At 69.4% G+C, this 26585-nt stretch carries 21 protein-coding genes and 1 pseudogene; 17 read left to right on the forward strand and 5 right to left on the reverse strand.

All coding sequences use genetic code 11. The annotated features are described in order from the left end of the window. Window positions 1-82: 82 nt before the first annotated feature. From AB0C73_RS05810 to AB0C73_RS05865, 12 genes are all read left to right on the forward strand, one after another. Window positions 83-493 carry a hypothetical protein gene (locus tag AB0C73_RS05810; RefSeq protein WP_362525028.1) on the forward strand — a complete coding sequence of 137 codons (411 nt, stop codon included), beginning with the start codon at window positions 83-85 and terminating at the stop codon, window positions 491-493. Then, window positions 493-1248, forward strand: a complete 756-nt coding sequence (locus tag AB0C73_RS05815; protein ID WP_362525031.1) for a DUF317 domain-containing protein — start codon at window positions 493-495, stop codon at window positions 1246-1248. The genes AB0C73_RS05810 and AB0C73_RS05815 overlap by 1 nt, the downstream gene beginning before the upstream one ends. Window positions 1249-1282: 34 nt before the next feature. Then, entirely contained in the window at window positions 1283-3079 is a 1797-nt protein-coding gene (locus AB0C73_RS05820) for a TraM recognition domain-containing protein (protein ID WP_362525034.1), read from the forward strand. A 70-nt stretch (window positions 3080-3149) separates the two neighbouring features. Continuing rightward, window positions 3150-3716, forward strand: coding sequence for a hypothetical protein (locus AB0C73_RS05825; RefSeq protein WP_362525036.1), 567 nt, complete (start codon window positions 3150-3152; stop codon window positions 3714-3716). A gap of 146 nt (window positions 3717-3862) precedes the next feature. Next, window positions 3863-4603 (forward strand): hypothetical protein, encoded by a 741-nt coding sequence (locus AB0C73_RS05830; RefSeq protein WP_362525039.1) that lies wholly within the window; start codon window positions 3863-3865, stop codon window positions 4601-4603. 635 nt (window positions 4604-5238) lie between these two features. Beyond that, on the forward strand, window positions 5239-6231 hold the full coding sequence (locus AB0C73_RS05835) for a hypothetical protein (RefSeq protein WP_362525042.1): 993 nt from the start codon (window positions 5239-5241) through the stop codon (window positions 6229-6231). Window positions 6232-6489: 258 nt separating this feature from the next. Further along, on the forward strand, window positions 6490-7320 hold the full coding sequence (locus tag AB0C73_RS05840) for a hypothetical protein (RefSeq protein ID WP_362525590.1): 831 nt from the start codon (window positions 6490-6492) through the stop codon (window positions 7318-7320). Then, window positions 7317-8603, forward strand: a complete 1287-nt coding sequence (locus AB0C73_RS05845) for a DNA cytosine methyltransferase (RefSeq protein WP_362525044.1) — start codon at window positions 7317-7319, stop codon at window positions 8601-8603. Before AB0C73_RS05840 ends, AB0C73_RS05845 begins: the two co-directional genes overlap by 4 nt. Continuing rightward, entirely contained in the window at window positions 8603-9751 is a 1149-nt protein-coding gene (locus AB0C73_RS05850; RefSeq protein WP_362525046.1) for a DnaB-like helicase N-terminal domain-containing protein, read from the forward strand. The genes AB0C73_RS05845 and AB0C73_RS05850 overlap by 1 nt, the downstream gene beginning before the upstream one ends. Window positions 9752-9764: 13 nt before the next feature. Continuing rightward, window positions 9765-11054 (forward strand): DUF317 domain-containing protein, encoded by a 1290-nt coding sequence (locus AB0C73_RS05855; RefSeq protein ID WP_362525048.1) that lies wholly within the window; start codon window positions 9765-9767, stop codon window positions 11052-11054. 144 nt (window positions 11055-11198) lie between these two features. Continuing rightward, complete coding sequence (locus tag AB0C73_RS05860) at window positions 11199-12359, forward strand: GIY-YIG nuclease family protein (protein WP_362525050.1); 1161 nt, start codon at window positions 11199-11201, stop codon at window positions 12357-12359. Between the two features lie 28 nt (window positions 12360-12387). After that, a complete protein-coding gene (locus AB0C73_RS05865) occupies window positions 12388-13233 on the forward strand; it encodes a sugar nucleotide-binding protein (RefSeq protein ID WP_362525053.1) in 846 nt (281 codons plus the stop codon). A 57-nt stretch (window positions 13234-13290) separates the two neighbouring features. Here AB0C73_RS05865 and AB0C73_RS05870 read toward each other — a convergent pair whose 3' ends face one another. Then, a complete protein-coding gene (locus AB0C73_RS05870; protein WP_362525055.1) occupies window positions 13291-13818 on the reverse strand; it encodes a GNAT family N-acetyltransferase in 528 nt (175 codons plus the stop codon). 88 nt (window positions 13819-13906) lie between these two features. Here AB0C73_RS05870 and AB0C73_RS05875 point away from each other — a divergent pair. Then, window positions 13907-14426: pseudogene (locus tag AB0C73_RS05875) on the forward strand (transposase family protein); the annotation flags it as partial. Between the two features lie 30 nt (window positions 14427-14456). On the opposite strand, the gene AB0C73_RS05880 reads toward AB0C73_RS05875, so the two are convergent. The 4 genes from AB0C73_RS05880 to AB0C73_RS05895 all read right to left on the reverse strand — a co-directional run bounded on the left by AB0C73_RS05880 (window position 14457) and on the right by AB0C73_RS05895 (window position 22977). Then, a complete protein-coding gene (locus AB0C73_RS05880; RefSeq protein WP_362525592.1) occupies window positions 14457-14747 on the reverse strand; it encodes a hypothetical protein in 291 nt (96 codons plus the stop codon). Window positions 14748-14880: 133 nt separating this feature from the next. Further along, a complete protein-coding gene (locus tag AB0C73_RS05885; RefSeq protein WP_362525059.1) occupies window positions 14881-21120 on the reverse strand; it encodes a DNRLRE domain-containing protein in 6240 nt (2079 codons plus the stop codon). A 232-nt stretch (window positions 21121-21352) separates the two neighbouring features. Then, window positions 21353-22006 (reverse strand): response regulator transcription factor, encoded by a 654-nt coding sequence (locus tag AB0C73_RS05890; protein ID WP_362525062.1) that lies wholly within the window; start codon window positions 22004-22006, stop codon window positions 21353-21355. Further along, window positions 22003-22977, reverse strand: coding sequence for a histidine kinase (locus tag AB0C73_RS05895; RefSeq protein ID WP_362525064.1), 975 nt, complete (start codon window positions 22975-22977; stop codon window positions 22003-22005). Before AB0C73_RS05895 ends, AB0C73_RS05890 begins: the two co-directional genes overlap by 4 nt. Window positions 22978-23463: 486 nt before the next feature. On the opposite strand from AB0C73_RS05895, the gene AB0C73_RS05900 reads away from it, so the two are divergent. The 4 genes from AB0C73_RS05900 to AB0C73_RS05915 all read left to right on the forward strand — a co-directional run bounded on the left by AB0C73_RS05900 (window position 23464) and on the right by AB0C73_RS05915 (window position 26583). Then, a complete protein-coding gene (locus AB0C73_RS05900) occupies window positions 23464-24102 on the forward strand; it encodes a hypothetical protein (RefSeq protein ID WP_362525067.1) in 639 nt (212 codons plus the stop codon). 116 nt (window positions 24103-24218) lie between these two features. Further along, the gene (cutA, locus tag AB0C73_RS05905) at window positions 24219-24551 is read left to right on the forward strand and encodes a divalent-cation tolerance protein CutA (RefSeq protein ID WP_362525070.1); all 333 of its coding nucleotides are present in this window, start codon (window positions 24219-24221) and stop codon (window positions 24549-24551) included. A gap of 276 nt (window positions 24552-24827) precedes the next feature. Continuing rightward, window positions 24828-24965, forward strand: coding sequence for a hypothetical protein (locus tag AB0C73_RS05910; RefSeq protein WP_362525072.1), 138 nt, complete (start codon window positions 24828-24830; stop codon window positions 24963-24965). 319 nt (window positions 24966-25284) lie between these two features. Next, window positions 25285-26583: an ArsB/NhaD family transporter gene (locus AB0C73_RS05915; RefSeq protein ID WP_362525075.1), complete on the forward strand. Its 1299-nt coding sequence runs from the start codon at window positions 25285-25287 to the stop codon at window positions 26581-26583. The last annotated feature ends 2 nt before the right edge of the window (window positions 26584-26585 follow it).

Here is a 26585-nt window from a genome sequence, read left to right on the forward strand (position 1 = left end):
CCTCGCCGCCTGGGACGCCTACTCCGATGAACACTCTGATGCCGACAGCTGGCCGCTCGACGAAGTCGCCTACGGCTGGCGCATGGTCCAGCGCGACTCCCAGACCTGGCGCGCGTTCCTGCCCGTCCGGCCCGGCGCCCGCCAGCTCCTCGCCACGGCCGCCGTCCAGCTCCAGCACCTCAGCGCGGGCGACATCGCACCCTACTGGGCCTCCCACCTGCGCGAACTGAACCAGGCCCTCGACCGGCTGGACGAACTGCGCCGCGAGCACGCCGAAGTCCGCGAAGCCCACCGCGCCGCACCCGTCTCGCCGGAGAAGTTCGTCGACTCCGTCGCAGAGCGCAACGAGGAGGCATGGAGCTACCTCAACAGTTGGGCCGCCAAGGGCCACGTCCTCCTCGACGTCCACGCCGCGGCGTACAAGGCGCCCGTCCGGTGGATGCCGGTCCCGGCGCCGGCCCCGGTGCCCGCCCGACCGGCGGGGAGGCGCTGATGAAGGCCGCGAAGGTCGAGCAGGCGCTCGTCTCCCCCCGCTACCTCGCCGGTCCGGGCGACCCGGCCTGGGTGACCGCTGCTCTGCATGCCGGCGCCGGATGGAGCCACGGGCAGGACCCGCTCATGCCCCGCGTCGTCCTGACCAGTCCGGACCAGAAGTCCCTGCTTCGGCTGGAACCGGCCCTCAACGAGCCATGGTGGCACCTCTCCCACCGTGACGGCCGCACCGGCACGCAGTGGCAGGCCGTCTTCGACGGGGCCACGCCCGTCGAGCTGATCGCCGCGGTTACCGACACGCTCACCCACCCCGACTACACCGCCGCAGCGATGGTCGAGCCGTACAAGCTGCTGATGCGGGCCGGCTGGGACGTCGCCTCCAACAGCGACTTCCGCTCCCCGGACGGCCGTGTGCGGGGCGAGCGCCACAACTTCTCCGGCAGCACCGACTGGCGCGTCACGGCAAGCCTCTACACGGACGACCCGGTGTGGAAGGCCCGGTTCTCCAGCGCTACGCCCCGTGTGCTCGTGGCCAGTTTCCTCGCGGCCCTCGCCGATCCCGAGCCGGTGCGCCGCTCCCCCGAGCAGACCCAGGGCCTCTCCCTCCACCGGGTCGCCCTGCAGTGGCAGGAACAGCCGGCGGAGAGCGTGGCCCGGGCGCTGCCGGAGCGGATCGAGCAACTCGCCGCCCGCCGCGCGAGCCCGCATCCGCCCGCGCCACCTACGCCGCCGTCGCCGCGCCTCCGCACCCGCTGACGCTCCCCGCCCGCACCGTCCAAGGAACCTCCGCTTGCGATCCGCCCCCTCCACCAGCTCCGACGGCTACGACATAGCCCTGAAGGTGCTCCTCGCCGCCCTCGCCGTCGGCCTTCCCGCCGCCTCCATCGCCTGGCTGAGCAGCAACATCGCCGCCTGGGCGACAGGCACCGGCCCCTGGGTGCCCTACCGCCCGGGGGACGCGCTCCTGCGCCCCGAGACACTCTGGCCAACGGCCGGAGAAACGTCCCTCCTGCTGACCACCCGCATCATCCCCGTCCTGCTGACCCTGCTCCTCGCCGCCGCGGCCGGATTCCTGTGGCTGCGGTTCAAGAACCGGACAAGCGGCGGCAGGAAGAAGACGGTCGACGGGATGGCGACGGCCCGTGACATCCAACCGCTGCTCGCCAAGGCCGTCGAGGCCAAGGCCCGCTCCCTGCGGCCGAGCCTCCGGAACTCCAAGCACATCGAGCCCCGCGACGCCGGCGTCTTGGTCGGCAACCTCGCCGGGACCCGCCACGAGGTCCGTATGGGCTTCGAGGACGTCGCTGTCGCGATCATGGCACCGCGATCCGGCAAGACCACCAGCCTCGCCATCCCCTCGATCCTCGCCGCACCGGGACCAGTCCTGCTTACATCCAACAAGGCGGCAGGCGACGCTTATACGGCGTGCTTCGACGCCCGGTGCCGGGTCGGGCGGGTGTGGTCGATGGATCCACAGCAGATCGCCCACGCCGAACGGACGATGTGGTGGAATCCGCTCTCAGACGCCAAGACGCTCGACGGCGCGGGACGGCTCGCCGGACACTTCCTCGCCGCGAGCGTAGACGCCTCCCAACAGGGCGACTTCTGGTCCAAGGCCGGATCCAACATTCTGGCGCAGCTCTTCCTTGCCGCCGCGCTGGACGAGCGGCCGATCACGGATGTGATGGGGTGGCTCGCCTTCCCGGCGGACCGCACCCCGCTGGACATCCTGCGCGACCACAGGTTCACCGCGGTCGCCTCCCAGCTGAAGGGCACCGTCGAAGGCCCGCCGGAGACCCGCGACGGCATCTACGAGACCGCGCGCCAGTACGCCGCCGCTCTGCTCAACCAGGACATTGCCGCCTGGGTCACCCCTCAGGAGAACGTCGCCGAATTCCGCCCCGCCGACTTCGTCAACTCCACCGACTCGCTGTTCCTGCTGTCGAAGGACGGCGGCGGCGGAGCCAGCGCGCTGATCGCGGCCTGCGCGGACTCCGTGATGCGGGCCGCGACCGCCCAGGCCGAGCGCGCCGGCGGCCGACTCGATCCGCCGATGCTCGCGATCCTCGACGAGGCCGCCAACGTGTGCAAGATCAGCGACTTGCCCGACCTCTACTCCCACCTCGGCAGCCGCGGGATCATCCCGATCACCATCCTGCAGTCGTACCGCCAGGGCCAGAAGGTGTGGGGGGACGCGGGCATGGACGCCATGTGGAGCGCGGCCACCGTGAAGATCATCGGAAGCGGCATCGATGATCCGGACTTCGCAGACAAGCTGAGCAGGATGGTCGGCGACCACGACGTCGAGACCACCTCCACCTCGACCTCCGAGTCCGGCAAGTCGACGTCCGTGTCGATGCGGCAAGAGCGGATCCTGCCCGCCGACGCGATCCGCGCGCTGCCCAAGGGCTCCGCTCTGTGCCTGGCCACCGGCATGAGGGTCGCCATGCTCGACCTGCGTCCCTGGTACGCCGAGCCCGGCGCCGACGAGCTCGGTGCCGCCTCCGCCCGTGCTTCGAAGGCCATCACCGCCCGCGCCGTCGCCAAACAGCAGCCGTCCCAGAGCGACTTCGACCAGGTCGCGTAACCGTTCCCATCCCCTGCCGCTGACGGGCCCCGGCCCTGTCCGCGCACACCGCCCCTCGCCGGAGTGACCAGTGAAGAGCATCGACCTCGCCGAACAGACCCGGCTCCTGGGGCTCGTACCGGGCGAGCTGGGTGACCTGCGCGCCGAGATCGACGGCGTTCGGGCCGGCGACATCGCGCGGCCCGTACGGGACATCGCCCCCATCGCCGTACGCGCCCACCACCTGGCGATCAGATGTCTGCAGCAGCTCGACACCCTCTCGACCAGCCAGTACGCCGTCATGAAGAACGGGCCCGAGAACCTCGCCCGCCTGTCGGAGGCCGCTCAGCGGATCTCCGTCGCCGCCTCCCTGTGCACGTACGGCATTACCGGGCGCACCGACGCCCTCCTCTATGAGGACGGCGACCGGACGGCAGGCACCAGCCGCGGCTACCTGTCCGAGGCGATCGAGGAACTCGACCGTGCCGCCGGCACGTACCGCGTGCTCGCCCAGTACCTCTCCCGGCGGTTGGCCTCCGCCGCCGCCCGTGCCGAGGACCAGCTCCTGATCGACCGTGCTACCGCCGAGCGCACGGTGACGGTCGCGAAAGTGCCGACCGCACCCGCAGCTCCGGCGGCCCGTGCGCAGCGCCGGTAGACCCTCCGAACCCTCCTCCGGGCAGGTCCTTGCACCCCGCCGCCAGGCTCGCCCAACGAACCCAGGACACAACCTTGGACTCTCCCCACAGCTCGGTCCCGAGCCCCGAGGACCTCGACTCCCTCACCCGACACCTGCTGGTCAGCATGGATAGCCTCGACGCGCTCCGGCGCCAGCGCGGCCCTGCGGCAGACCGGCTCGCGGACACGGTCCGGACCGCAGGCTTGATGCACCAGACCTCGCTCCTCGCCGGCAGACTCCTGGCCCAGACCGCGCTGAGCGATGCCCCCACCACCTCGGACGGGCTCCACGCCGTTGCCCTTCTGCGCCGCCTCGCGGAGGCGACCACCAGCGCCGCCGGGCACGCAGCGAACACCATCTCCGCCCTCGCGCACGGTGACGCCGAAGCGTCGGAGCAGCTGCTGGGGCAGACCGGAGACGCACTGGCGAGAACTCCGGTAGCCGTTCAAGACGTCGGCGCCGCCCTCCTGCGTCACGACGGCTTCCTCTACGCCCAGCATCGCGCGGCCCGCGATCAGACCGTGACGGGCAGCGCGGCCGTCAAGGTCAGCGAAGCCCAGCGCAAAGGACTGGCGGCCTTCGCCCGCGGCGACGCGGTCGTCCGGGACGCGTATTCCGGGGGCCGGGAAGTCGCCACGCCCCTGGGTACTCAGCTGCGGGCCGCAACCATCGACGCGCTCGTCGGCAAGAAGCTGGTCGGCCTCACCCCGCTGCCGGGTCAGCCGGGCCGGTACGGCGCACGGCTCACCTCCAGCGGCGTCCGGACCCTTCTGGAAGCCCGTCCCGTTCCCGCCCTCCCCACTGCCGTCCCGCAACCCACCACGGCACGCCCGGGTACACCCCGTCCGACAGGCGCACGGCGTTAGGCCGGCCTGCCAACTCCCCCTCTCAGAAGGGAACGCCCCGCCATCACTTCCCCCACCACGGCCGACACCCTGCTGCAGCTCTCCCAGGCCCTGACGTCCGTATCCACGAGCTTCAACATCACGCGCGATCGGGTCAGCAAGCTGAAAGACTCCGGCAGCGAGGCGGTCTTCACCCAGGGCACCGGCCTGTTCCTCGCGTCGCAGCAGATCAACGCCAAGCTCGTCGCCCTAACCCAGGCTCTCGCCACCGGCCCGTACGCGGAAGTCCCCGAGAGCCGACGGCTGCTGGCCGAGCTGACCGTCACCATCGCCGCAGCGTCGAACGCCTCCGCCCTCATCGCCTCCGCCGTCGCCGGCGACCCACTGGACGCTGTCGGCCTTCCCGCTCCTGGCGGGTATGCCAAAGCCATCGCCCAGGTGCGGGAAGAGGAGGGGCTCGACGACGTCCAGGGCGCCCTAGCCGAGGCCGTCGACTGCCTCGGCCTCGCAGCCAAGAGCTGCGCCCACGCCGCCTTCAACGTCGCACATGCCGCCAGAACCACTGCGTCCGCGCCCCTGCCGACCCGGAGAATGGGGCCGACAGCAACGACCGGGAAGACCTCTACCCAGCCCAACGCCCATGCTCAGGGGCCCAGATGAGAGAACCCGGCATGCACGAGTCCGCCCCCGTCGCAGTGGTCGCTTCCGGTCCCCGGACGTCTCCTCCAGCAGACTCCGCGGAACGGCGCACGGTCTGGCCGAAGGACCGGCGCCGCGACCGCTACATGTGGGAACTGGCCCGCGGGCAGATCACCGCGTTCGGCGAGGCCAAGCCTCTGGCCTCGTGGGCCGAGGACCCCCGCTGTTCGGTCACCCGCGAAGCGTTGCGGACCCGGCTCGCTCTGGGATGGCTGCCCGAGGACGCCATCACCCGACAGCACCACGACAAACCGGTCCTGGAACACACCTACCGGGGACGAACTTTGACCCTGCGCGGCTGGGCGGACCAGTCCGGGATCAAGTACCACACCCTCTACAACCGGATCACGAAGTTCGGGATGACCTTCGAAGAGGCTCTGCTCAAGGGAGCCGACGGCCCGGACTTCACTATTCAGATCACCGCCTTCGGCGAGACCAAGCCGCTCTGCCACTGGGGTGTCGACCCTCGGGCAAACTGCAGCACCACCACCATCCGCCGGCGTCTCACCGAGGGGTGGGACCCCGAACAGGCGATCACCGAGGAGCCGCAGAGCCGCTCGACACTGGGCACCGGCACCCCCCACAGGGCGTACGGACTCAGCATGGGGCTAGAGGACTGGGCCCGCCACACCCAGATCCCAGCCGGCACCCTGCGCCACGCCATGACTCAGCACGAGCTACCCCTGGAATCCGCACTCCACGCCCTGGGCTGGAGCCCCAATGCCGGGCCCGCCGCGGTGCACGACCTGATCACCATCACGTCCGACCAGCTCCTTCCGGGCGACCGCGTACTCGGCGTCACGGCCGACGACTCCCCCGCACCCGTGCTCACGGTCCGAAGGCCGCCCGCACCCCAACACCCGCAACCGGGCACGCCTGGCGCACTGCCCACAGCACCGGCGCTCCCACGCCCAGCACACCCCTCCGCCGCTGCCGCCCTCCGGCGCTGACCCTGCCGGCGCCGCGGGCCCGGGAGGGCGCCCTGACAGCCGCCTGCGCGACTCCGCTTGGCGCCGCGACACGACCCTGGCGCCCACGAATCCAGCACAGGTTCACCCTCACCCACCCGCACCTTCGTACCACTCCTCTTTCGCCTCACCCAAGGATTTTCCATTTCCCGCTCGCCCTCCACGCCCCCTCAGTTCCGCGCCCTTTCCCTCGGCGCCGGCGTCCAGTCCAGCACGCTCCTCGCCCTCTCCGCAGAAGGAATCCTCCCGAAGGTCGACTATGCGATATTCGCCGACACGGGATGGGAGCCCGAATCCGTCTATAACCACCTCGACCGCCTCGAACGAGAAATAGCAGCTCCCGCCGGAATACCGATCCTCCGCGTCTCCTCGGGCAATATCAGAAATGACGCCCTGAACCCCGATCACCGCTTTGCGTCGATGCCCCTCTACATCCTGAATAGGGGCGGGCAACTTGGGATGACCAGGCGCCAGTGCACAGGGGAGTACAAGGTCAAGCCGATCAAGAAGATGATCCGGAAGCTCCTCGGATACCCCTACCCGACCCGCGTACCCAAGGGCGTCTTCGTCGAGCAGTGGATCGGTATTTCCACCGACGAGTTCCATCGCGCCAAGGACGCCGACGTCCAGTACATGCGGAACCTGCACCCTCTGATCGAAATGGACTGGTCACGCCCGGACTGCGTCCGTTATCTGGCATCCCTCGGGCTTTCCGATACGCCGAAGTCCAGCTGTCTGGGCTGCCCTTTCCACGGTAATGCCCAGTGGCGGCACATACGCGACACCTCTCCTGCCGAATGGGAGGACGTCGTGGAATTCGACGCCGCCATCCGTAAGGGCAACGCCCGGGCAAACGCCACTGGCAACACGCTGCTCGGCGAAGCCTTCCTCCACCGCTCGCGCGTGCCCCTGAGCCAGGCCCCGATCGACCATGTCACCGCCGCGGAGCGCGCGGCCCTGGGCGAGGACGCGGCCTCCGAGCTGGAGGACGGCGTCGTCAACGGCTGTTCCCCCTGGTCGTGTCGCAGCGAAGCCGACGCAGTCCAGGACGACTTCGGGCTGACGGCGTGATCACGGGCCGCGATCTCGTGATCGATCTGTTCGCCGGCCCGGGCGGGTGGAGCGTCCCCCTACGCCGCTTCGGGATCCGTGACGTCGGACTGGAGTGGGACGAGTGGGCGTGCAGGACGCGGGCCGCTGCTGGCCTGCTGACCATCCGCACCGACGTCGCGATGTACCCGGCCTGGATTTTCGCCGGCCGGACGCGCGGGTTCATCGCGTCCCCGCCCTGCCAGGCGTGGAGCATGGCGGGCAAGCGACTCGGGCTGCTCGACCAGGGCCTCGTCCACCAGGCGGTCGCCGACCTCGCCTCCGGCCGCGACACACGCGAGAAGCTCCTGGGCGCCTGCCGGGACGAGCGGTCCCTCCTCGCGGCAGAACCGATGCGATACCTCCGCGCTCTGCACTCGGTCGGCGAGCCGGAGTGGGTGGCAATGGAGGAGGTCCCGGACGTCCTTCCGCTGTGGCGTCAGTACGCCGAGATCCTGCGGTCCTGGGGGTTCTCTGTCTGGACCGGCGTCCTCAACGCGGCCGACTACGGTGTCCCGCAGACCCGCCGCCGGGCGATCCTCCTCGCATCGCGCGTCCGAACGGCCGAGCCTCCGCCGCCGACCCACGCCCGCTTCGCCGAACCCGAGTCGCTGTTCGGGCCCGGCCGCGACCGCTGGGTGTCCATGGCCGAGGCACTCGGCTGGGGCGCCACCGACCGCCCCGTGCCCACCGTCTGTGCCGGCGGCGGACCCGGAGGCGGACCCGAGCCCTTCCCGTCTGGCGCCCGCAAGACGCTGACCGACGCCCGCGACCGGGGCACCTGGACGGAACCCCCGACCGCTGAGGACATCGTCCTCAAGCCGCAGACCCGCGGGGCGGGCTGGACGACCCGGCACGGGACGCGCGGCGACAGCCCGGCCTCTGGCCCGGCCCCGACCTGCACGAGCAAGGCCACGCACTGGACCTGGGCCTTGCGCAGCAACAACCAGTCCAACGCGACCGTCCGAGACGTCGACGAGCCTGCGGGCACGCTGTTCTTCGGGCATCGGGCGAACGAGTGCACGTGGGTCGCGCGCCCTGCCCACCTGGAGGTGCCGGAGATGGCGCCGCCGGCGCCGATCCGAATCACTGCTGCCGAGGCCGGCGCCCTGCAGACCTTCCCCGCCGACTACCCCTGGCAGGGCACCAAGGGCGCCCAGTTCTCCCAGATCGGGAACGCGGTTCCCCCGCGGCTCGCCGCGCACCTCCTCGCCCCGCACCTCGACCGCACCCTCACCACCGACGACTTCACCCTGGCCGCCTGATGTCTCCCACCCCCGACGCCGATGCCGAGGATCTGTACGAGCCGGCCGAACGCCCGCCGGTACACTACGCCGAGCAGGCGCTCCTCGGTGCCGTCCTCCTCCAGCCCGCGCTCCTGGCGGCCCTGGAGGACCTCGGATCCTCGGCCTTCGACAGCCCCGTCCACGCCGCCATCTTCGCCGCGATGAACGACGTCCCTGCTCCCGCGGAGGCGACCGCCAGCGCCGGGCTTGGCTGGCTGAACACCGTCCTGTCCAAGGCCCGGCCGCAGGCACCGGGCCTGAGCCCTTCGTACATGCACACCCTGATCTCCGCCTGCCCCCAGCCACAGCACGCCCCCGCCTACGCCGTGGTCATCCGTGCCGAACATGCCCGGCGCACCATCCGCCTCCATGCCGAGCAGCTCGCGCAGGCCGCCACGGACACCACCGTGCCGGACCGGCCCCGGCACGCTCTCATTGCCGCCGACGCCCTCGTCCGGCACCTCGATCAGCTGGCCGAACGGTTCCCCTTCCACGCCCGCCCTCTGCCTCGCACGCCGCAGCCGCCGGCCCCGCAGCTGTCGGCGGGCGACGAGATCCGGGAGACCGAGCAGTGGCTGCTCGCCAGCGCGGTATCCCGACCGGAACAACTTCAAGGCATGCGCTGGCTGACGTCCGACGACTTCCTCGACCCTGTCCATGCCTGCCTGTGGCAGTCCATGACAACGCTGGCCCATCGCCGAGATCCCGTGGATCCGGTCACGGTGCTGTGGGAGGGCCAGCAGCGGGGCCTCCTCTCCAGCGGCATCGCCCCTGCCGCAGTAATCGCCCTGCTATCGACGCCCGTCGGCTCCGCGAGCTACTGGGGCGAGCGGCTCCTCGAACGGAACCTGCTGGCCCGCGCCCTCCACGCCGCCGGGCAGATCACCGCCTACACCGCCGACCCCGCCAACAGCGTGAACCAGCTCGTCACCGGCAGCCGCCGCGCGCTCGCCGACTTGCACACCGTCCGCAGCCGCTGGCAGCACGCCACCCGCCCCATCGTGGCCTCCCCCTCATCTGCCGAATCCTCCGCAGCCCCACGAGCCGGCCCTCGCAGCCCCCTCACCACCCAGACCACTCCCGTCCCCGCCCCCGCCCGCCGACCCAGCGCCGGTCGAGTCCCGTAACCGAAGGATCCCGATGCCTCACGCCCGCGCCGACGCCCACACCCGCTTCGCCCTCCACCCCGACCACCACCCCGGCATCATCGCCACCACCAGCGGCCTGACAGCCGACGCCGCTCGCTCCCACCTCCACGACCTGGGCTGGCGCAGCACCAGCCCCACCACCATGGTGCTCGCCCGCATCGACCGCGAAGAGCCCTACTACGCCAGCCTCTCCGCCCAGCAGCTCCGTTGCTACGGCTTCACCGTCGAAATCACCCCCGACCTCCAGGACGAGATCGACACCGAGTGGGAATGGGGCAACTACCCCTTCCCCTGGTGTACTCGGGATGAAGTCCGCGAGGTAAGCGCGGAAGCCCAGCGCATCCACGACGACATCGCCGAAGGCCGCCTCGTCATCCACCTGCACGCCGACGACGGACAGAACACCGTCGCCGTCGGCAGCTACACCACCGGCGTCCGGCGCCACGTCCACCTACACGGCGAAAACCACGTCCGACAGGTCACCATGACCTACGAGAGCGAGACGGAGGCCATCGCCGAGTTCCAGCGGCTGTACTCCGTGGCCGTCCGCCCCGGCCCCGCCCCGCTGACCGAGCTCGAACGCACCGTCCGCCAAGTCCTCGCGGTCAAGCAGCCGGCGGAGCACGTGGAAGCTGCCACGCCCGTCACCGAGCCGCCGGCCGCAGGGCCTGGCGAGCACGAAACGTTCCTCCGGAACCTCTTCGAGGAGTCCCCGCAGTGGGAGAGGTACCGGCCTTTCGACGAGACAACGATCGCCGTCCACGAATCCCTCGCCGTCCGAGCCGAATTCGATCACGAGGCCCGCCACCGAACCGACGTCGCCTGGACGATCGCCGAGTACGACAGCCCGGTCGGCGAGCGCCTCTGGCACTCAACCATCACCGCCGGCACCCCTGTCCCCCTGATCCACACGATCCTGCACCACCTCGACGCACCGGCGCCCGTGCCGTTGGGGGAACCACACGAGATCCTCCAGGCCGCCAGATGGCATCCCACCAGCCACCCCGCCCGCACGTCCTGGACGGCGACCGGCCGCACGATCACCTTCGAGCACTCCCCGCACGCCACGGCAGACCGCTGGGTCATGTACGGCGGGGAGAACCTCGACCATGCCGCGTGGACGATACGACTCTCCGCCGGCGCCAACACGGACCTCCTGGCCGAACTGGCCTCCACTGCCCTGGCCCTCGCCCCCAGTCCTACGCCTGCCCCAGCCAGTCGTGCCACGCCCATCGCTCGAGTCCCCACCGCTGCTCCGCAGCCGCAGGCCCGACGTCGGTGACCCAGCGCATGACCGGTCCGGCCTTACGGCATCCAGGCAGCGCCGACGTCCGGCCTTCATGTCAGAGGCCCCCCGTACAGTCCGGGAAGGCGCACGCCCCCGAGACGACGAGATGAAGCGGTGAACTCCTCTACAAACTCCTTCGTGTACGTGATCGGCCCTCCCGGATCGGGCCGAGTCAAGATCGGCACAAGCGTCAACCCGTCCAAGCGACTGAAGGAGTTACAGACCGGCAACCCCGACCGGCTCGAAGTCCTGTGGACGGCGCCCGGCGGCCGTGAGCTGGAGAGCGCGTTGCACCAGACGTTCAACGCCTACCGAATTGAGGGTGAGTGGTTCGACTTCGGTGCCGTCGAACCCGTCGGTGCGATCCCGCGGGCCGTCCACGCGTACGCCAACCCCAAGCCGCGAGGCCAAGCTGCCACGTCTCCGTTGCCCCGTGCCCCGCATGCCGAGCGCAGTGACGTCATTACCCCGGAACGCCTTGCCGGCATCGTCCGTGATGTCGTCCTGGGCGCCCGTCACAGCCCCGACCCCGAGGACGAGACCGACCCGGAGGAGGTGTTGCCCCACCGAACAGCCCGTGTCGACCGCGACATGAAGCGCGTGCTCGGGTTCCTCTACGGCCGGCTTGCCAGCAACCACGCGGATCGCAACTTGCAGGGGAAGAGGGGATTCGCCGCGTTCGGTGGATGGCGGGCTCTCACCTACTTCGTCCTCACCCTGCCGCTCGCGACGCCCATCGGCGCGTTCCTCACGTTGCGCACGGTGGCACGGGACATCTGGCCGGTCCGCAAGCTGCCGCTGCTCGCACTGTTCGGCTTCGCCGCCTGGGACATGTTCGGCTTCGACCGGCTCATCCGCGACCAAGTGCTCTCGCGGCTGCCCCTGCATGACATCGAGTGGTTCCTTCGTACCTACTTCACGGAAGCCGCCACAACCTCGGCCTGGTTGCTGGCCTGGACCGGCCTCGTGATGCCCGTGGCCGGGTACGCCCTGCTGCTGACGGAAAAGAAGGAGGAGGCTCACGAGGCCGAGGCTCGCGCCAAGGCCGAAAGAGAGAACGAGCAGACCAGGGTGCAGGAGGAGCGGCTGTCATCTGCCGCCCTTGCCGCCACGTTGGTCGCGCCTTCGCCCCATGTGCAACCGCCCCCGATCATCGACCTCATCCGGGCGGCTGTCCCTCGGCAGGCTACGGAGGAGAAGCCCGTGAGAGCCTCTGTCACTCAGGAGGGACCGCCGCAGAATGATGAAGGGAACGTCGACAACGCCCCGAAGCCCGGTCGTCCTTCGCCCCCTAGTTGACGGCGGCTCTCCGCTACTGTGGTCCGGCATGACGGCGCTGATCATCGGAGCCAGCGGGTTCCTGGGTACCGAACTGGTCCGGCAGGCGATCTCCGCAGGACGGCTGGCGGCTGCGACCTTCCGCTCTCGGCCCGGCAAGGGTACTGGCGTCAGGTGGCACCGCCTCGATCTCCGTGACGCCGACCAGATCGAAGCGGTACTCGGCGCAGTAAGGCCGAACGTCGTGATCAACGCCTCCAGCGGTGACGCCGACTGGGCCGTCACAGCCGACGGCTCCATCCACCTGGCAGCAGCGACAGCACGACAGCGGATCAGGCTGGTGCACGTATCCACCGACGCCGTCTTCTCCGGGGCCGACGTGCATTACGCCGAGACGGCGCTCCCGGATCCGATTACGCCGTACGGGGCAGCGAAGGCCGCAGCCGAGACAGCCATCCGGCTCCTCCATTCCTCGGCCGTCGTCGCCCGCACGTCGCTGATCATCGGCGACGGAGCATCCGCACACGAACGGATCATCCACGAACTCGCCGCCGGGGCACGGACCGGAACCCTGTTCACCGACGACGTCCGCTGCCCCATCCACGTCTCCGACCTGGCCGCAAGCCTCTGGGAGCTCGCCGACTCCCACACCACCGGCGTCTTCCATCTGGCAGGCCCCGACGCGATCAGCCGTTACGCCCTCGGGGTACTGGTCGCCCGTCGGGACGGCCTCGACCCCGCCCTCCTGCCTGCCGGCCTACGGGCAGAGAGCGGTGTGCCCGGAGCGCTCGACGTACGACTCGACTGCCACACCTCCCGGCAGCAACTGGCCACCCGGATCCGCGGAGCACGCGAGTTTCTGAGCGAACGCCGAGACGAGCGCACTGCGCCGTGACACGGCAGCCGGGCAAAATCCCCAACCGCCTAAGGACTGACCCGTAACTGTTGGTCGTCACCGGGCGACGGCGTGCAGGTCCCATGTGTACCAGTCGAAGCGTGTGCCGTCCTTGCTGTGCGTCGGCTTGCCGGGGGTGAACCCTGCCCGCTGCGCGACTGCGGCAGATGCGGGATTCTCCGGCTCCACCTGGATGACCGCCTCCGCCCCGCCTTCACTCGCCGCGTACTGGGACGCCAACAGGACCGCGCGGGTCGCCAAGCCACGCCCCCGCCAGGATGGATAGAGGCCGTAGGCGACATTCACCTGGCCGGGCGCCAGACCTTCTCCTGCGAACCGCAAGTCGATCGTGCCCGCGAGCACCTCGTCGGCACCCATCCGGATGCCGAACGCACGGAGCGGCCCCGCGGTGTCCCACTGCTCCCGGCAGTGCCGGAAGTACGCTTCGGTGCCCTCCCACGTGCCGGGACCGCCGTTGAGCCAACGAACGAGTAGCTCGTCCTCCCCCGCGAGATGCGCCTCCACATCGTCCAGGCACAGAGGGGACAGAGTGATAGTCCCGTCGGACAGCTTCACTTCTTGCATCCGGTGATTCTTGACGCCACAGCCGTGCCGCACCATCGAATTCTGCGCGACATCACGCGGACCTCCCGGGCCAGGAGATGATCTCCGTGTGACTGCTGTGATCACAGCGTCGGAGCCGACCCGGATCGCCCCGTTCACCGGTCTGAGCCCGCGTGCCTTCGGGAAGCTGGTGACGGTTCTGCGGCATGAGGGTGCGGACGCGGTCCGCAAGGGCCGGCCGTGGAGCCTGCCGCTTGAGGACCCCAGCCTTGCTGGTCGCGGCCTACTGGCGCACGAATCTGACGATGCGACAGCTCGCGCCGCTCTTCGGGGTCTCGAAATCGGCGGCGGACCGGATCATCGACCATCTCGGGCCGATGCTCGCCCTTCGGCCCCGCAAGCGGTTCGCCCAGGACACCGTCCTCATCGTGGACGGAACTCTGGTCCCCACCCGGGATCACACCATCGCCGAGCGGTCGAAGAATTACCGGCACTCCACCGACCACCAGGTCGTCATCGACGCCGACACCCGCCTGGTCGTCGTGGTCGGCCGGCCGCTCGCCGGGAACCCCAACGACTGCAAGGCGTGGGAGGAGCCCGGCACCAGGTCCGCCGTCGGCACGGTCACCGGGAAGGCGGTGGTGGGACCCACGCCCCGGTCACGGTGTGATGTCTCCGCCCGCTTCAGGTGTTTCGCGGCGCTGCCGTGCAGCGCGCATCTCCGCCAAGGCCACGACAACGACCGCGACGTTCAATGGGAAGGCCACAGCGTTGGCCACGTCAGGCATATCGAAGGCACGAAGCGCGCTGGCGACGACGGAAGCGAGGAAGAGGGCAAGCGGGAGGTACCGGCGCCACAAGGGCAGATCTTTGATGCGGGCTACGGTGACGGCACACCACAGGGTGAAGGCGAAGATGGCGATGCCGATGGCGGCGACAGCAAACAGCATGGAGACGGGCTTTCGTTCCGGGCGGTCGCGGGGAGGTCGGTGGGACCGCGGGCGATCGATCTTGGGTGGGGTGGGTGTGCCCCACGTTCACACGTGGGGCACACCCACCCCTCACGGGATCAACACTCCGGCGTTAGCCGTTGGTGTAGACGATCCGATAGCTGGACACATAGGTCCGTGATGTTCTGGCCCAGCTCCAGCCGCCGGTCCGGGTCCACTTGATACCCGACCAGGCTATCCGGTAGGTGGTCCGGTCTCGGTAGCTGTATTGGTAGCTGGTCTCGTACGAGGCCACGATCTTCTGTCGGCCCCAGCCGTACCAAGCTGCGACACGACACTTGAAGACGTACTGCTTGCGGTAGCGGTACTGGCGCTTCCACGACGTGATCGGCAGGGGGCCCCAGTCACCACTGACGACATCCCAGAACCAGTGGTAGTTGTAGTTCTGCCAGCTGCCGTAGCTCCACGCAGTCGTACGCAGGACTGTGGTGAAGGTGCGGCCGGTCCAAGCATGCTTGGGGACCCGGCAGGTGGCGCACCCGGTCACGTCTTCGCTGTTCACCGGGTCAGCGCAAGCGTAGTCATACGCGTTGCAACTGCCCCCCGGCACGGGGTCGGTCGACAGGAACCGGCCGGTGGTCGGGTTGTACAGGCGTACGCCCATGAGCAGGAGGTTGGTCCGCGTCTCGGAGGAGCGGTGCTGACCACCGTGCCAGCCGTAGCGGACCGTACTGCCCTCGCCGGTGCGGTTGCCGAACTCGTCCGTGCCGAGGACCGTGGCGGACTGGCCGGCCGCGGTAGGCAGCTGCATCGCGACGTCGCCGTGCAGGTTGACCAGTTGGAGCACCGTGTCACCGGACTTGCCGGTCGTGGCAACCAGCCCGCCGTCGGATCCGTTGACGTTGCGGGTCAGCGCCCCGGTGGCGATGTCTTCGACGATCCAACGCGGAGAGTCCGCGTCGGAGCCGTAGTGGTTCAGCTTGGACTGAGTCTGCACCCAGCTACCGGAGGCGTTCGTCTCGACCGTCCAGCCGCGGAAGCGGAGCTGGGAGTCGAGGGTCCAGGTCTGCCGCTGGGAGCCGGCCGTCTGCTGACGCACCAGGTCGTTGGCGTAGTACGCGAGCGTGGTGCCGGGGGCCGCGGTGGTACGCCCGAAGGCGTCGTAGGCGTAGCCGGTGTCGACCAGGCGGTCGCCGCTGTCGTGGGTGTGCGTGGTCGTGGTCGCACCGCTGGTGGTGCAGTCCAGGCCCGGGGCCGCGGCCGCGGTGGAACGCGTCTTCCGGTTGGAGTTCTTGTCGAAGGTGTAGCTGCGGGTGACGCAGACGGCGTCAACCGTGTCGTCCTGGGTTTTGGTGAGGCGCCCTGCCTTGTCGTAGCTGTAGGTCTGGTTGGAGGTCTGCCCTGCCGAGCCGGTGTAGGTGGCTCGCTGACCGTGGACGGTGGGCAGCAGGTTCTCCGAGAAGAGGATCGCGCCGTCGCTGTCGCGGGTGTACGTGCGCTCCGTCGGCTGTCCGGCGGGATTGGTGCTCTGGCGCATGGTGAAGCCGCCGGGCAGCTTCCTGCTCAGCACCTGGCCGTCGGCGTCGTAGCTGGTGGTGAAGGTGCCGGCCACCGAGTCGGTGATGGAGGACAGCAGGCCGCGCGGGTCGTTCGTGGTGTCGTACCCGTACGTGGTGCTCGACGGCACGTTGTCGCTGACCTGGATGGGCTGGCCCTCGGCGTCGTACGTGCTGGTGGTCACACCCCCGTCGGCGTCGGTGTAGGAGATCAGGCGGCCCAGCTTGTCGTAGGACTTCCTGATCGTGCCGCCGTCGGTAGACGTGATCGTGGCCACCTTGCCGCTGGCCGGGTCGTACGTCGTCGTGACCGCGGGGACGGCCGTGCCGAGACCACCGGTGACGGTCACCTTGGAGGCACGGCCGGCGGGGTCGTACTCGGTCGTCTTGACGCGGGTGCTGCCGTTGGCGGTTTCGGTCAGCTTTGCGGTCTCGCCCCAGCGGTCGTACTCGGCGAGCGTGGTGACCAGCTCGGCCGGGTTGCTGCCGCCGCCGGTGACGGCCCCGGCGGGCCGGGTACGGCACACCTCGTCGGCCCACTCGGGGCGTCCCGCGCACACGCCGGTTCCGTCACCGGTGTAGTACTCGGTGATCTGAGTTCCGGCGTCCGACCCCGTGGAGGCCGGCAGGCTGCGGCTGATCTGTCGCCCGGCCGCGTCGTATGTCGCCTTCTCGGTGATGGCGAGGCCGCCCGGGTCCTGGGTGGTGCTGGTGGGCTGTCCGTTGCCCCAGTCGAAGACGGTCTGGGTCACCCGAGGGTCGGCGGTCAGCGTCGGCCAGTTGCGGGGCTGGGCTCCTTCGGTGGACTTGGTGACCTTGTCGGAAACGGTGGCGCTGCCGTCGGTGGGGCGACCGCCGTCGTATTCCTTGAGTGTGCGGTGCCGGACCATCAGCTGGTCGCCGGCCGCGGCCACGGTGGTCGTACCGTCCTTCAGGTCCGCTTCGAGCACTGCTCGGTGAAGGGGACCCAGGGTCTCCAGCTCGTGTGAGCCGTCGGCGTTGTAGATGCCGCGGTTCGACAGGAGTTCCGCGCGCTCGGCGACGGGCAGCGTGGTGATGCCGAGATCCGCGAGGGTGGCCTTCTCCGCGGCGGTGGCGCCGAGGGCGAGGGCACGGTTGGCCGCGGAAAGCTCGCGGACGCTGTTGCCGAACTGGTCATACTCGGTCGTGGTGATGTTCTTCGCCGGGTCGAGGGTGTTGACCTCGCGGCCGGACGCGTTGAGATAGTGCACCATGGCACGCCGGTAATCGGCTGCCGTCAGCGCGCTGCCGTCGCTGGACGACGGGCGTGCGTCGGTGGGGAAGACCGCGGTGGCGTCGGTGGGCGCGTCGAGCTGGCCCCATGCCTTCACGTCGGTGGCGCTCATGGCCTGGGGGGCGTTGCCGCCCGTCAGGGGCACGCCGTAGACCACGGTCGTCTGGGCGGTGTTGCCGTCGGTCTCGGCAGCCGAGCCCGGCTTCAGTGTGGGCCGGCTGACGTTGAGGAGCATGCCGTCACCCGTCACCGGATCGCTGCCCACCTTGCCGTAGGTGAAGGTCCACGGCAGCTGGCCGGGCGGAGTCATCTCAGTGACGCGGCCCGCCGAGTCGTACGCGTAGGTGGTCTTCAACGCCGGGGAGATCCGCGGGTCCCAGGTCTCCCTGAGCCGTCCGGACTCGTCGTAGGCGTACTTGGCGACGGTGGTCGAGGTCGAGGACGTCGCGCCGGGCGAGGTCGCCCAGACACGGATCTCGGAGACCTGGTCCTTGACGTCCCCGAAGGCCGAGGAGGTCGCGGTGGTCGACGGCGCGTAGACGAACTCCAGGACTCGGCATCCCTTGGTGGACGGGCCGGCCTCGCACGCGCCCACCGTCACAGCACTGGTAGCCGCGATGATCCGCTTGGGACGGGCAAGCACCTTGCCGTTCACGGTCACGGATTCGGAGACGACATCCGTGGTGGAGTTGGCGTGGCCATCCAGCAAGGAGCGGCTGACGGTCCAGGCGGTGCCGGCGGTACCGACCCGGCTGAACGTGGTGACGGTGCCGTCGGTGTCCGACAGCGTGAGGTCACCGCTGGTGAGGCTGCCCTTCAGCGTCAGGTTCTCCGCGCCAGGTTCGGGGACCCAGGCCGTCTTGGTCGCGTTGGCCGTGAAGGAGATCGTGCCACCCTCGGCAGTGACCGCGTCCAGCGACGTGGCCGAGGTCTTGCGGATCTCGGAGTAGTCGGACTGCACGGCCTGAGCGGCCGTTCCCGCCACCCACTCCTTGCCGAAGATCGCCGCCTGGCCCTCCTGGTCCGCGCCCGCGGTAGGCGTACGCGAAGAGGCACTGCGCGTCACACTCATGTCGAGCACGGAGACATCGGTGCCGGACAGCGTGTAGTCACCGGTCAGCAGGTTGACCGAACCAGGGCCGGCTTCGGAGGACGCGGCGCTGTCGGCGTTGTGGTCCACCACGACGGTCAGTGGCTGTGTGGCACCGGTGGCGCCGTTCGGGCCGGTGAAGTCGGCCTTGATCTGGACGGTGCCGTCGGGGTTGACGGTGTCAGTGGCGTTCCACACCAGCGGGCTGTTCTTGCCGCCCGTCATGGCCACGGGCCACGCGGTCAGCGGGGTGCCGCCAGAGGTGACGTTCCCGGCCGGGATCGTAACCCAGGGGTCGGCCTCAGAGCGGCGCCACGAGAAGGCGACGTTGTCGTACTTGGTGCCGTCGGCCTCGGCGACCAGCGGCAGGCGGCGCGCTGTGCGCTCACCGTCGGCGGGCTGGACGAATCCGCCGGGTCCGGCGTGGAAGGTGTAGGTGATCGGCTCGGACTTGTTGTCGGCCTTGTCGACCTGTCGCACCTGGAGGGTGTGGGTGCCGTCCTTGGGCGGGGTGATGCTGATGGCCTTGGCGGCGGTGGAGCCTGCGGTGGCGGCCTTGGTCCAGGTCACGCCGTCGAGAGACCACTCGAGCCAGTTGTGGTCGGTGCCGTTCGGGGTGACGGTGAAGGTGCCGGCCTGGCCCGCGCCCTTGACCCACGCGTTCGACGGGTAGTCCGTCGACGTGATGCCGGTCGGCGCGGACGGATTGGTGGTGTCGACCGTGAAGGTCTTCCACTCCGACCAGCCCAGGTTGTAGTGCGTGCCGTCGTACGGCGACGTGCGGAACTTGTACGTCTTGCCGTTCGTCAGCACACCCGCCGGAACGGTCACGGCGGCGACCTGCCCGGAGTTCACCCACGGCGAGACGATGACGTTGCCGACCTGGGTGTTGGTGGCGGAGTCGAAGATCTGGAAGGTGCCGTTGACCTTGTCACCGTCGGGGTCGAGGAACGTGTCCCGCAGGGTGGGAGTCACGGTGTTGACCATGTAAGCGCCGTTGTAGGAGAAGAACGGCGGGCCGGCCTCCTGCTTCGTACCCGTGCGCGGCCGGTAGTTGTAGGTGACGACCAGCTTGGGCGGGTTGGACGCGGCGTTGGCGGAGTTGACCCGCTTCCACTGGCCGGTGTTGTTCTCGTCGGTGGCACGCAGGCCCATGTGGGACTTGGCGGCCTTGGCCGACGCCCACTCCTGCACCATCGTGGTGACGTTGGCGTTGATCCACCCGTCGGGCTGCGTGGTGCAGGAGGCGTTGCCACGGGTCTCCGAGGAGGTGGCCTTCTTCGCGGTCCACGCCGGCTGGGCCGTCCACCGCGACGAGGTCGTCGCAGCACCGGTGGACCACACCTCCCACGGCTGTGTGGGACACGACGTGCCGGTGTAGTTGGCGGAGTGGAAGTTCCACAGCGACAGCTTGGCGTCCATCACCAGAGCGTCGGCGATCGGCGCGGTGTTCCAGGAGATGAACGAACGCGCCGTGCGGAAAGTACCGTCGGCGTTCTTCGTGCCCGGATTGCCGAGGTCGAGTTCGACGTCCGTGGACCAGTCGACCGTCGTGCCCTGCTGGACGTAGGTGTCGAAGACGTTCGACAGCGAGGACGTTGACGGGTCGACCGTCACCGGGTACTTCGTCGCCGGATCAGTGAGGAAGGCGGCGTCCGGAGTGATGACGAGGTCGACGCCGCCCTTGGTCTTGACGACCCTCATGGCAACCTTGACCTGGCGAGTGTGCTCACCGGAGACCGGATCAACGGTCGCGTCCCACATGACCGGGGCGGGCATGACCGCGGACTTCTTCGACTTCTTGTCCGTGAACAGCACACTGCCGTCGGCCTGCTGCGCCACCTTCAGACCCTTGGTCTTCAGCGGCAGGGTGTACGAGAAGCTGTCGGCCGGCTTCTGCTTGATCTCGACGAACTGCTCGAAACCCGTGCGGGTTGCTTCGACGACGACGTCGGCACCGGGCACCGCGTTCGCATAGGTTGCGCGCGTGCCGTCGAGCTTCGGCGCGGGCAGGCCGCCACGCCACTGGAGAGTGATCTGCTCGTCGCCCTGGCCCAGGGTGACGAGGTCGGTGGCCGGGGCGGACTGCGCCGCGCGCAGGGACCCGGCGGGCGCACCAGTCCTGCCGGCGAGGGTGAGGCCCTGCGGGTGAGCCTTCGCGGCGACCGAGCCGTCCGCCCGGGTGGCCAGCTCCACATCGACGTCGCGCCACTCGCCGGTGGCCGGATCCTTGAAACGGACGGGCCCGGCGGACAGTTCGGTGGTCAGCGAGCCGTCTTTGTTGGCCCACGTCGTCGACGTCTCGGTCCGCTCCGACAGCGCCTCCACACGCTGCCCCGACAACCGCGCCGCCACGCGCGCCGAGGCGACGTCGGCCGCCGCGGTGACGGGCTGGGCGGCCGGCTTCTGCTGCGCCTGGACGGCCGGTGCGGCGACGGCCGCCTCGGAGCCGTAGACGGCGGAGACGGCCATCAGCAGGCTGAGGCCCGCTGCGGTGCCACGCAGTCCTCTGGACTGGTCGAGTCTGTACCGTGCCTGTCGCCCGGTTGGGCGTGCCGGTATATGGCTCTTCACGTATTCCCCTTGTGTTTGTGCTCTTGCATGGTGGTATGGGCTCCGGCGTGTGGGGCACCGGGCCGACGCCGGGCAGGCCGAACGTGGCCTTCCCGACGAGTTCTTGGATGTGCGGCGGCTCGCTGCCCTGCTATGGCTCGATGAGCCCGGTCCGTATCGCGTAGCGGGTGAGCTCGACACGGTCGCGCATGCCCAACTTCTGGAGCAGGTTGGCGCGGTGGCGCTCGACCGTCTTGACGCTGATGACGAGCAGGTCGGCGATCTCCTTCGAGGAGCAGCCCTCGGCGACCAGCTTGAGGATCTCCTCCTCGCGCTCGGCGATCGGCTTGCGGGGCAGCGCCCCGCCCCGGCGGACCAGGTCCAGATAGTGCCGGACCAGCGCCGATTCGGTTCCGGGGTACAGGAAGGGCTCGTCGCGCATCGCCCCGCGACTGGCGCCGACCAGGTCCCGGTCGGCGACCGACTTGAGCACGTAGCCGCAGGCTCCGATGCGCAGCGCCTCGAAGAAGTACTGCTCGCTGTCGTGCATCGTCAGGAAGAGGATCCGCAGCCCGGGCCGGTCCTTGGCCAGCGCGCGGGCGGCCTGCAGGCCGGTCATCCGGGGCATCGCGATGTCGAGGACGGCGAGGTCGGCGACGACCTCCTGGGCGAGTTCGAGCACTCCGGCACCGTCGCCCGCCTCCCCGACGACGGTCAGATCCGGTTCGGAGTCGAGGACTTGACGTACTCCGCGGCGCAGCAGCGCGTGGTCGTCGGCGAGAAGGATGCGTACGGGGGTGCTCACCCGGCACCGCCGGCGGGGCAGATTGGAACGCGGAGCCGCACGGCCGTACCGCCGGCACCGTCCGAGGTCGGGGGCGAAGTCAGGGTGAGGGTCGCGCCGAGCAGCAGCGCGCGTTCCCGCATGCCCTGGAGGCCGGCGCTCTCCGCCGTACCGGGCCGCAGGCCGCGCCCGTCGTCCCGTACGAGAAGCTCCACGGCGCACTCACCGATCTGGTGAAGTTCGAGGTGGATGGCCCGCGCACCCGAGTGCCGGGCGGCGTTGGTCATGGCCTCCTGGGCGACGCGGTAGAGGCCGAGTTCGGCCTGCTCGCCGAGGGCGGGCAGGTGACCGTCGACCCGGTGCGTGACGGTGACGCCGGGCGCGGCGAACTCGAGCGCGAGGGCGCGCAGCGCGCTGGCCAGGCCGAGGTCCTCCAGGACCCCGGGCCGAAGCCGACGAGCGATCCGCCGCACCTCGTCGAGGCTGTCCCGCACCGTCTCCTTGGCCGTCACCACATCCTCGCGCAGTTCCTCGGGCACCCGGTCAGCCAAGCCCTTGAACTGCAACAGAACGGCGGTCAGGGTCTGCCCGACCTCGTCGTGCAGCTCGCGGGCGACCCGGCGACGCTCGGCCTCCTGCGCAAGGAGCACCCGGCCACTGCTCCCGGCCCGTTCAGCCTCCAGCCGGTCCAGCATGACGTTGAACGTCTCCGTCAGCTTCGCAAGTTCGCCACGTCCGGTGACTCGTGTCCGCTGCCCTGGCTGCAGAGGGTTCGCGTCCGCCATGGCATCGCCGAGTCGCTTGAGCGGGGTGAGGCCGGCCCGGAACAGCACCGCGTTGATCGCGAGCATCGCGATCACACCACAGCCGATGACCAGGGCCTCGCCGAGCAGCACGGGGCTGGAGACCGTCACCCAGGGGCCGATGAGGAGGGCAGTGGCAACGGCGAGGACGGCGGCGTTGGAGAGGAAGATGCGCCAGAACAGCGACACGCCTGATTCCCCCTTGCCCCCGTCGGTGCCTCGGCACACCTCCAGCCACCCCAGGATGGGGAGCCTGTAGGAGCAAGCTTTGTCGTGCGAGGCCGACGATTCCATACATGCTGACACCCATCTTTCGGCTCTATGCACGCCTGTGACGTGGCATTTTGCGGCAGCGTGGTCGGCGGAGGACTCACACACGCAGTACCGGTGCATAGGATCGGTGCGCCCGCGGCGAGCCCCGGATAGGACGGGCAATGCAACTGGCAGTCCAGGTATCCAAGGTCCTTCGGGAGTGGGGTTCACGAGCCACTGCATGGTGTGCTCGCCGTAGAGGCGCAGGGCCGTCCCCACTGCGCTGCGGCTCCATCTCCCATGCGACCGCGTTCTGTTGATTCCACCGCAGGCATAGCAGTCCACTTTGGGGCATTCGTTCAGATATTGCGCGTCTGTCGGTCTGCGGTACTGCCCGTAGAGCTATGTAAGGGGTGGGGCTGCTTGAAGCGGCATCGGATATGGGGAAGTAGCCGACGGGAGCGCCAACGCCACGAGCGCGAGAAGCAGTACCAGCGCCTGGCGGCGCTGGCCGCCCGGCTTGCCCCGCCCGTGGCCCCTATCACCTGGCGGGCGGGCTGGGGCTGCCGGGCCCTCGGCGCCATCTGGCTCGGGCAACTCGTCGCGTTCGGGCCCCTCGCCTACGACCGAGACCTCGGCCGGTTCGGCGCCGTCGACTGGTTCATCCGCGTCTTGGCGACCGTCTTCTCGGGCTGGATCCTCGGACGTCTCTGGGCCTGGCAGATCACTGCCGACGCGACTGGTGTGTGGATTCCGCGGCTGTGGAAGGTGCAGTGCGTTCCGTGGGACCTGGTCGGCACCGTGCGCGCACGAGCCGATGGCACTGTCGTCCTCGACGAGCGACCACTCGGCCCGTTCCTGCCACCCCTCGTCGCCCGAGCGCTCGGACGGCGGGCGACAGCGACAACCGTCGCCGGTCATCTGACCATCATGGCCCACGCGAACGCGCTGAGACCCGGCGTGGCAGCCAGCCGGCTCCGGCGCGGCCTGCCCTACGCCCCATGGGCCCTCGTTCCTCTGATCGCCCTGGCAGTGGCCCACTTGATCCGGGCATGGCGCTGACCTGTACGGCGCAAGATCCCGGCATGTGATGGCTGTCCAAGACACGTCGCTGGAACCGGCGAGGGCGGCGAAGGGGCCGGGTAGGGTCGGGTCCACTGTCCTGGGAGGAGAGTCGCTTGCCGACCGAGATCGTGATCGCTCAGACGACCGTCGACGACGTGGACATGGCCATTGCGCTGGCGCGAGGCGCTGTCGAGTCGCGCCTGGCCGCAGGCACGCACATCGATGGCCCATTCATTGCGACCTACCGGTGGCGTGGTGGTATCCAGACCGAGCAGGAGTGGCGGATCTCGTACAAGACGACGGTCGAGCGGCTACCCGCTCTCCAGGCTTGGGTACACCAGCATCACCGCTACGAGGCGCCGGAGTGGATCACGCTGCCGGTGACCGGCGGCTCCAGCGCCTATCTGTCCTGGGTGACCGAAGAAACCACACCAGACAGCGTCTGATCCACGGCGAGCTCGTTCTGTGCTGGGCGCCCGGCTTCCTCGACGGCATCCGTGCCCCACCCGGGTTCCAGGCGCAACCTCCGGCAGGCAGCCGAGGTATCCGGCTTCGGCCCCTGGCACGTGATCACCGACTCGCCCGGCGCACCTTCGTGTTTCTCCCTGGATTTCGGCCCCGAAGTCGTGGTCGCGGTCACCAGGCGTACTTCTCCGCTGCCGCCCAGCGCGACGACTCCTTCAGCGTGCCGCCGTTGCTCCTCCAGGGACTCGCACCGCAACGTGAACAAGGTCGTCGCCCGCTTCTCGCCCGTCATGAACGAGGCCGAACTCGCCACCGTCACCAACGACCGCTACAGCGTGGAGGCGCACCGCTCCCCCGCCGGGCACTCCAGCCTGGACGGGGACAACGACACGTGAGACGCGGGCAGAGGCGCTCGCGGCGGCATCGTTCGTGCCGAGGGCTGGACGGTGTCCGCGCATTGGCAGGAGCATCGCCGGGAACCACGACACGGCGAGATGGGTGCTGGCCCCGATGTGGCCGAGCGGTGCCAGGGGGGATGGTGGGGTGGAGGAGTACACGCCTTGGTTTCCCCAGCGCCGCACGGTGTGAGAGCGATCGGCCGGTGACGCGTGTGCTCGAGGACGCGGCATGAACGGAGCCCGCGCCGATGAGCAGCCCAGCACTGACCACCCGGCAGCCATCCGGCCTTTCCGGCCCTGGCGGAACGGGTCCGCCATGAGCGTCACTGCCTGGCTGGCCGTGGCGGTGTTCGCGGCCGTCTACGTACTGATCGCCACGGAGAAGGTCCACCGGGTCACCGCGGCGCTGGGCGGCGCCGTGGTGATGCTCGTGATCGGTGCGACCAGTGCGGACGACGCGTTCTTCTCCGACGTGACGGGTATCGACTGGAACGTCGTCTTCCTGCTGCTGGGCATGATGCTGATCGTCGCGGTCCTCAAACGCACGGGGCTGTTCGAGTTCGTGGCGATCTGGGCCGCGAAGCGGTCGAGGGGCCGGCCCTACCGGCTCATGGTGCTGCTCATCCTTGCCACCGCGTTCCTGTCGGCGTGGCTGGACAACGTCACTACGGTGTTGCTGATCGCCCCGGTCACGATTGCGGTCTGCGCCCGGCTCGGCCTGCCGCCCGTGCCGTACCTGATCGCCGAGGTGATGGCGTGCAACATCGGAGGCGCCGCGACGCTGATCGGTGACCCTCCCAACATCATGATCGGCTCGCGTGCGGGGCTGTCGTTCAACGACTTCCTCCTCCACTTGGCGCCCATCACCACCCTGCTGCTGGTCGTGTTCGCGGTCATGGCTCGCTGGATGTTCCGGGATGCGTTCTCTTACGACCCCAAGAGGGCGGCGCACGTCATGGCCATGCGCGAGCGGGATGCGATCACCGACGGGAGACTGCTGGCCGTCAGCGGCGTCGTCATCACGATCGTGATGGCCTGCTTCGTCCTGCACACGACCCTGCACCTGGCACCCTCAGTCGTGGCCATCAGCGGCGGGCTGATCCTTCTTGCCGCCTCCCGCCTGAACGCCGGGGACGTGGCGGCCGATGTGGAGTGGGAGACGCTGGCGTTCTTCACCGGGTTGTTCGTCATGGTCGGCGCGATGGTGCAGACCGGGATCATCACCGACATCGGCGAAGCTGCTGCCCGGGCTACCGAGGGGCAGCTGTTCGGCGCCTCGATGGCCCTGCTGTTCGGCTCGGTGGTGCCCTCCGCCGTGATCGACAACATTCCGTTTGTCGCCTCGGTCAGCCCCATCGTCTCCGAGATCGTCGAGTCGTCCGGAGGAGTCGAGCGGGCCGGCGTGCTCTGGTGGTCGTTCGCCCTCGGCGCGGACCTCGCGGGCAACGCCACGATCATCGCCTCGTCCGCGAACGTCGTCACGGTAGGCATCGCCGACCGGGCAGGGCACCACATCTCGTTCTGGCAGTTCAGCAGGTACGGCCTGATCGTCACCGCCGTCACCACCGCCCTCGCCGGCCTGTACGTCTGGCTGCGCTACTTCGCCTTCGCCTGAGC

This window comes from Streptomyces sp. NPDC048623 (genome assembly GCF_040650755.1).
Classification (GTDB): domain Bacteria; phylum Actinomycetota; class Actinomycetes; order Streptomycetales; family Streptomycetaceae; genus Streptomyces.